Source organism: Alkalihalophilus lindianensis (genome assembly GCF_032843265.1).
In the GTDB taxonomy this organism is placed as follows: Bacteria; Bacillota; Bacilli; order Bacillales; family Bacillaceae_D; genus Alkalihalophilus; species Alkalihalophilus lindianensis.
In genome coordinates this window covers 1-315 of sequence record NZ_JAWJBA010000144.1, presented here as the reverse complement: position 1 = coordinate 315, position 315 = coordinate 1, and the positions used below count along the sequence as shown (strand labels likewise).

General features: G+C 38.1%; 1 pseudogene. It reads right to left on the bottom strand.

The window, feature by feature from the left end:
- Positions 1–125: 125 nt before the first annotated feature.
- Positions 126–315, bottom strand: a pseudogene (locus tag RYX56_RS21695) (biotin synthase BioB); the annotation flags it as partial.

Sequence of the window (315 nt, the reverse complement as noted above, 5' to 3'; positions counted from 1 at the left end):
ATAAGTTTTTCATATTATAAGCTTGGTTAGGAAATAAGGCCAAAAACTCATTTCTTAAAATTCCCATACTTTAGGATTGGTGTCAGGCACCCTCTATGGGTGCCTGACACCATGGCTGTTTCAAGTTATTGGGTTTTAGCGACTGTTTGACTTTCTACTTCGAATGGGTTTTCCTCGATTTCGAATCCCAGGTCTTTAATTAGCTGGAAATCCTCGTCAGCACATTGTCCATCAGTTGTTAAATAGTCACCGACAAATATGGAATTGGCAATAAACAAACCTAAACTTTGTAGCGAACGTAAATTAAATTCACGG